The 6,000-nt window shown below is 39.4% G+C and carries 8 protein-coding genes; all 8 read right to left on the bottom strand.

Features of this window, described 5'->3' with window-relative positions:
- Nucleotides 1–57: 57 nt before the first annotated feature.
- Nucleotides 58–819: a PhzF family phenazine biosynthesis protein gene (locus L1D15_RS21545; protein ID WP_345779275.1), complete on the bottom strand. Its 762-nt coding sequence runs from the start codon at nt 817–819 to the stop codon at nt 58–60.
- Nucleotides 820–1,929: 1,110 nt separating this feature from the next.
- A complete protein-coding gene (locus tag L1D15_RS21550; RefSeq protein WP_239876998.1) occupies nt 1,930–2,313 on the bottom strand; it encodes a nuclear transport factor 2 family protein in 384 nt (127 codons plus the stop codon).
- Between the two features lie 162 nt (nt 2,314–2,475).
- Nucleotides 2,476–2,808 carry a hypothetical protein gene (locus tag L1D15_RS21555; RefSeq protein WP_239839134.1) on the bottom strand — a complete coding sequence of 111 codons (333 nt, stop codon included), beginning with the start codon at nt 2,806–2,808 and terminating at the stop codon, nt 2,476–2,478.
- A gap of 52 nt (nt 2,809–2,860) precedes the next feature.
- Entirely contained in the window at nt 2,861–3,463 is a 603-nt protein-coding gene (locus L1D15_RS21560) for a hypothetical protein (protein WP_239876999.1), read from the bottom strand.
- Nucleotides 3,464–3,600: 137 nt separating this feature from the next.
- Nucleotides 3,601–4,674: a hypothetical protein gene (locus L1D15_RS21565; protein WP_239877000.1), complete on the bottom strand. Its 1,074-nt coding sequence runs from the start codon at nt 4,672–4,674 to the stop codon at nt 3,601–3,603.
- Nucleotides 4,675–4,828: 154 nt separating this feature from the next.
- On the bottom strand, nt 4,829–5,026 hold the full coding sequence (locus L1D15_RS21575; RefSeq protein ID WP_239877002.1) for a hypothetical protein: 198 nt from the start codon (nt 5,024–5,026) through the stop codon (nt 4,829–4,831).
- A complete protein-coding gene (locus tag L1D15_RS21580) occupies nt 5,023–5,274 on the bottom strand; it encodes a hypothetical protein (RefSeq protein WP_239877003.1) in 252 nt (83 codons plus the stop codon). Before L1D15_RS21580 ends, L1D15_RS21575 begins: the two co-directional genes overlap by 4 nt.
- A 144-nt stretch (nt 5,275–5,418) precedes the next feature.
- Nucleotides 5,419–5,823: a GFA family protein gene (locus L1D15_RS21585; protein WP_239877004.1), complete on the bottom strand. Its 405-nt coding sequence runs from the start codon at nt 5,821–5,823 to the stop codon at nt 5,419–5,421.
- Between the last annotated feature and the right edge of the window lie 177 nt (nt 5,824–6,000).

A 6,000-nucleotide genomic window follows, 5' to 3' on the forward strand; every position in this document is an offset into this window, starting at 1 on the left:
CTAAAACTAACGCATAGTAAAAATGCCACGCGTTGCGAATCCCTCTTGAACAGTTTGTTAAATTGCTATTTTCCGTAGCTTTGCATTTGCTGATAACACGATTGAGCCACCTGAAATACGCCTTACGTCAAAATAGCCACCTGACGACGAAAGTTGGTGTACCTGAAGTGAATCTGAGTCAAGCCTGTCAAACCAGTATGGAGCTAAAGAACATTGAGCAGAGCCTGTCGCTAGATCTTCAGATATACCAATTTTGGGCGCAAAATATCTTAATACGTACCCATTTTCGCCATTTGCTGCAGTCACGATTAAAGCATGGTAATTACCAAGCTGTTTAAAGCGCATATCATCAGGCTTAAAATCTCTTACAGATTCTATTGAGGGCAAGACTATAACTAAGTCTCGAGTTGAAAATACGTCAATAGCATCAGCTGCCAAATCCGCTATTTCTGGCGGAACAACACATGTTTCACTTTTCCAGCTAGGCATCTCAAGAGTATACACACCATTCTTTTTGGCAATTGAGAGGTCTCCGTATTTGCTAATGAAAAGTACACTATCGAGTTTGTACTTAGAGATGATTGCAGCACCAGCCCCTAAGCTACCATGCCCACACAGGTTAATTTCCCCATCCAGCGCAAACCAACGAATGTGAAACTGTCCATTAATTGGGACGACAAAAGAGGTAACAGGAAGTCCTGCTTCACAAGTTATTTTCTGTAACTCTTCATCAGAAAGCCAACTATCAAGCTCTAATACACCACAAGGGTTACCAGAAGCCGACTCACCACCAAACACATCATATGTTTCTAATTTGATAATTCACCACCCTCGATTGCAATTTAACGCCCTTGCTAAGCGGCAACCAACAATAACACAAAACCCAAACTAACCACCGTAAACACCAAGCTCAACCAGACACAAAACCGCCAAGCGTTGGTTGTCCGTCTTGAGCGGATGGTTAGGTATGCTCATTACGAACATCTTTGCTCGCTGGAGCTATAGGACTCACCTATGAAACACCAAAGCTAACTGCACCGCAACAACCACCGAAGATGAATAACAACCACGTCACTATTTTTGCGGTGGTTCACTGAAGCAAAAAGACTAACCAAATTGAGATAATGAACTTCCAATGGGCAGACTTGGACAAGAGCACTTAAAAACAGAAAACACTCAATCACTAACGTCAAAACTTGCCAACTAAATGAACCTTCACCTGAAAAAATTCGAGCCACATGACTGCTGAGATTCGCGATAACAAGACTATTGAAGTGGCTAAGCGCTAAACTAAAAAAACAAAACCGTACAACCCCAAAGCAACCTAACGCCCTTGCTAAGCGGCTACCAACGATACCACAAAACTACAGCAAACCACCCTAAACACCACACCCAACCAGACACAAAATCGCAAAGCGTTGGTTGTCCGTCTTGAGCGAATGGTTAGGTATGCTCATTACGAACACTTTAGCTAGCTTGAGCTATAGGACTAACCCATGAAATACCAAAGCCAAATGCACCGCAATAACCACCGAAGCTGAATAACAGCCACGTCACCATTTTTGCGGTGGTTCTCTGAAGCAAAAAAGCTAATCAAATTGAGATAAAGAACTTTCAACGAACAAACTTGACCAAGAGCACTTAAAACGAGAAACACTCAGTCATTCAAGCCAGATTTAGCTAATTGAAAGAAGCTTTCACCTGAAAAAGTTCGAGCCACGTAGCCGCTCAAGTTTGTGACGAATAAGGCAATTGAAGTGGCTGATTGCAAAACAACAAACCACACAAGCTTAAAGCAACCTAACGCCGCGTTAAGGGGCAGGCAACGCTACCACATACTTAAACCATTGCAACATCAACACAAAAGCAAAAATGTAAGATAAAGCTGCTAAGCGTTGACTGTCCCATTGAACGCTTTGTTATGCAAATTTAGCTCACGTCTTTAATGTGATGTATTTTACCATTTTGAAACTCAAAGTACGTTTTACCTTTCAGAACTAATTCCTGACCTTCCTTGAGACCATTGGGAAGATCGATTGCTAAAGTACCCGTATAATCGATACTGACTGTTGCTGTACTATCACTTAGCTGCATATCCGTAACCACCTGATGGCGAGCACTAAACATTTTTGCTGACTGGGAAGCTAAGTTTTCAAAGTCTACCTTACCTACTGTACGCGCCGTTATCTCACCATTTGATTCGTTTTCGAAAACGATATTATCACTAAGAAGCTCTAACATCCCAATCACATCAAACGCGTTGTAACGACTTATATAGGCCTCGACCAATTCAATTTTTTCACTTTCTGACATGCTAATTATCCTTATTTGTAATTTGCATAACGCCGCGTTAAGTGGTGAGCAACGCAGAGCACCCTACTTAAACCATTGTGCCGTAAACACTTAAACTGAAGCAAACCGAAAATGCCGAGCGTTGGGAATCCGTCTTAAACGCTTTGTTAAGTTGATAAATTTTTACGAAACAAATGCATAAACAATAGCGCCTATACTAACAATAGTTTGCAACAAATTAAGAACAACAATAACCTTTGCTAAAACCACCCAGAGCTTTCTTCCAGTATATTTATTAGCAGATCTCCATACAGCTACGCTCAAGAATAGATAGTAAATTGACAGAAGAATAACTCCCGCGATTGCTGCTTCCACCGTTGAGAGCTTAGTAACAAAGCTTGTTAATACCGCCCCAAAAATAATATAACCTGCCCAAAAAACATCGACTAAGCGGTAGTCTCCTGACATTAATTTAGAGACTGCTCCCTTATTAGACTCTTTCTTAATAACTTCCATTTAGCTTTCCTCTTTCAACTTAACGCCGCATTAAGGTGTGAGCGGCGCTTGGCTATACTTGAGCGAAGCGAAAACGCCAAACGTTGCGAATCACTCTTAAATGCTTTGTTATGCGAATTTTGAAGCTAGTTCTCTTGCTGCTCTTATTGAAAACACTGACAGCAACAATCCATGCACCCATGTTAAGTCCCGACTCAATGGCTGCTTCTGGAGTGATAATCAGCATATATATCCCAAAGAACCCAAAAACGGCGTAACCTAGACCATACAAAACTGACTTAACTTTTAAAGCATTTAGCGTCTTTTTAAGAAATACTTTTCTGTAATCTTCAGAAAATTCCAAATATTTGTGTCCTAAACGATACTTAACTAACAGATCGGAGGAAAAGTTTGAGCGTAGAAACAACTGAATACCTCTGTACGGAATGTTAACCCTATATCTTTCAACAAAAGCTTGCTCAGTTAAGTAAAAATTACCGTTAGCCGCATTAAAATTTTCGATAAGCAAACGAATTGAACTTTCTTTATTTGTACGCCAATGATAAATGATCCGAATTAAGATTCCGAAAAAGTATAGAAATGCGCTACCAGCAATTGCTACTGACTCGCTATTGTTAAAGAAGCCAATTAGATCTTTAGATAATGAATAGTCCAATATTACCTCCATTCGCATAACGCCSAATTAAGGGGTGAACAACGCCTCCACCCAAACCTAAAGCATTGTGCCATAAACACTAAAACTGAAGTAGAAGCAAAAGTGCCAAGCGTTGTGAATCCCTCTTAAATTGCTTGTTAACCGTCGACTGCGAGTGAACTCACAATGTCTTGATTAGTTTTCTCTTTACCAATTTTTGTGACCATAAACAAAAAATTATCCGAGTTAAAAAAGTTCAGAGAATGTTCAATAAAATCTCTATATAGAATAGTTGCATTACCACTTTCAACTAGTGCCAAAAGCCTACTTGCACTTGAATACCTATGACCATGCCCATCAAGAATGCAAAAATTAGCCCTTAGCAACATATCGCTTGAAAGTTGATTCTGCATAAAATCAATAACACCTGTTAATATGACTTCTTCACCGTGTTGCCTTATGGGCAGTTGCTTTTGCGCAAAGCAATCTAAAAACAAATTAAATAAAAAGTCACGTTCCTCTAGCACAATAGCACTTTCATCTGTTTTTACAGTTACAGATTTCAAATAACCATATGCTGGGTCATATACTTTTGATATAGATGGTGAGTTTGAAAATGTTTTTTCTACATATATATTTTTAGTCGCCGTTATGAAGCAGTCATTTAGTAGAATATGACCCACACTATTAGTTAAACACTCTACGCTGGCTTTTCGCCCATGATTTTGAAATTGCTCTTGATTTTGTATAATCCACCATTGCTGTTGAGCGTTTATTTTCAACCTTGACGCAATAAGTAAAGGAATGCCAAAGGTATCAGCGTAGTTTGAATACTTTTTAAAGAAACCAGCACCTAACTTTTTTGTTTCGGCATTATCAGTCGTTTTAACTTCAACAAATGCTGATAGTTTTTCCAATATCGACTCTGAATCATAAATACAGTTTCGTGTATCGAACACAGCTAAATAGTCCGGGACTTTAAGGTTATTCTCAATCGTTAACCCTTGATCCAGTCCATTGATAACAAAGCAAGACTTCATTAACTTGCAAAGTAGCAAAAACTCATCTTCGAGCAAAAGGCCATCAACGCGCCTATTAGCTTCTGTAACACCCAAGCTACCAGCATAGTTTTCTAGATACGGTTTAAATTCGTTATCAGTGGAACAACCAAGCCTTATGGACTTAAGTATTTTTAATCTTTCTATATCGGAAAGCTGTTCTATTCCATTCATTCTATGTGAACCTATTTAGACGGTTAACGCCCAATTAAGGTGTGAGGCACGCAATGTCGGTGCCGCCGCATGCCACCTTAATCACTAAAGCCAACGCATAGTAAAAATGCCACGCGTGCCGAATCACTCTTAAATTGTTTGTTATGTGAATGTTTTAAAGCGCATCAGAAGCCTTACCTTCACTAATTAACTCCCGCAGAATGTCAATTGCGACTGAGTTAGGATCTGACGTTCCTGCGTGTATTTTCTTTGAGCCAAACATTGCGGTCACAACTAGTATTCCGTTACTTACGCTATATTGTGCAACATATCTTTTTCCGTCTTTTTCTACAGATATAATTTGAGGAATCATTCAGCAACCTCGCAGTTTTGACTTTGATATGTTTTAGCTTTTTTAATACGATTTTCCATCGTAGAGATCCGACGTTTAGCCTCGTCCGAATCCAAATCACCTTTATATAACTCGTGCAGATCTTCCAAACTTTTTGTATAAACACTTACCTTATTCAATGCTTGAATGCACTCTTTACTTGGTTCACTGGTACTAGATTTACAAGCAGTTAAACCAAGGAAAAAAGTCAATAACACTAACTGTTTCAAAATCGACTCCTTACTCAACTTTCTAGAATTCACATAACGCCGCATTAAGGTGTGAGCGACGCTTGGCTATACTTGAGCGAAGCGAAACTGCCAAGCGTTGCGAATCACTCTTAAATGCTTTGTTATACGCGTACCTAACCTTCTTTATTTAAGCGGACCTTTATCAAATTGCTTTAAGCCATCAGTGATTTCATTCCAAGGTGCTTTTGAGCCTGTAAAAATATGAAAACTTGGCTTGTGAGTCGGCTCGTTATCTAAAATACCCAAGCGAATGTTGTACTTGCCCGTTTTGAGTTTTCGCGAAAATAAGCTCGAACCACAACAACTACAAAACGCTAATTCCGTCTCCGCGCTCTTCTTGAAAACGGATACAAACTCTTCACCGGATTTAAAGCCAAATTTATCAGAGCTTAATCCACCAACTGACGAGTAATCCGAACCAGTGAACTTTCTACATTCAGAACAATGGCAATTGCCCATATATTCAAATTCATCTGGAACTTCTATCTGAACCTTTCTGCACAGACACGAACCAACTAATTTTCTCATTATTATTCCCTATAAACTATCAAGCGTATAACGCCGCATTAAGGTGTGAGCGGCGCTTGGCTATACTTGAGCGAAGCGAAAACGCCAAACGTTGCGAATCACTCTTAAATGCTTTGTTATGCGAATTTTGAAGCTAGTTCTCTTGCTGCTCTTATTGAAAACACTGACAGCAACAAT

This window comes from Vibrio sp. Isolate25 (genome assembly GCF_022398025.1).
Classification (GTDB): Bacteria; Pseudomonadota; Gammaproteobacteria; order Enterobacterales; family Vibrionaceae; genus Vibrio; species Vibrio coralliilyticus_A.

Excerpts from the sequence above, each read along its gene's own strand:
- L1D15_RS21565 (WP_239877000.1), bottom strand. The coding sequence starts at position 4,674 with ATGAATGGAATAGAACAGCTTTCCGATATAGAAAGATTAAAAATACTT.
- L1D15_RS21575 (WP_239877002.1), bottom strand. The coding sequence starts at position 5,026 with ATGATTCCTCAAATTATATCTGTAGAAAAAGACGGAAAAAGATATGTT.
- L1D15_RS21550 (WP_239876998.1), bottom strand. The coding sequence starts at position 2,313 with ATGTCAGAAAGTGAAAAAATTGAATTGGTCGAGGCCTATATAAGTCGT.
- L1D15_RS21585 (WP_239877004.1), bottom strand. The coding sequence starts at position 5,823 with ATGAGAAAATTAGTTGGTTCGTGTCTGTGCAGAAAGGTTCAGATAGAA.
- L1D15_RS21555 (WP_239839134.1), bottom strand. The coding sequence starts at position 2,808 with ATGGAAGTTATTAAGAAAGAGTCTAATAAGGGAGCAGTCTCTAAATTA.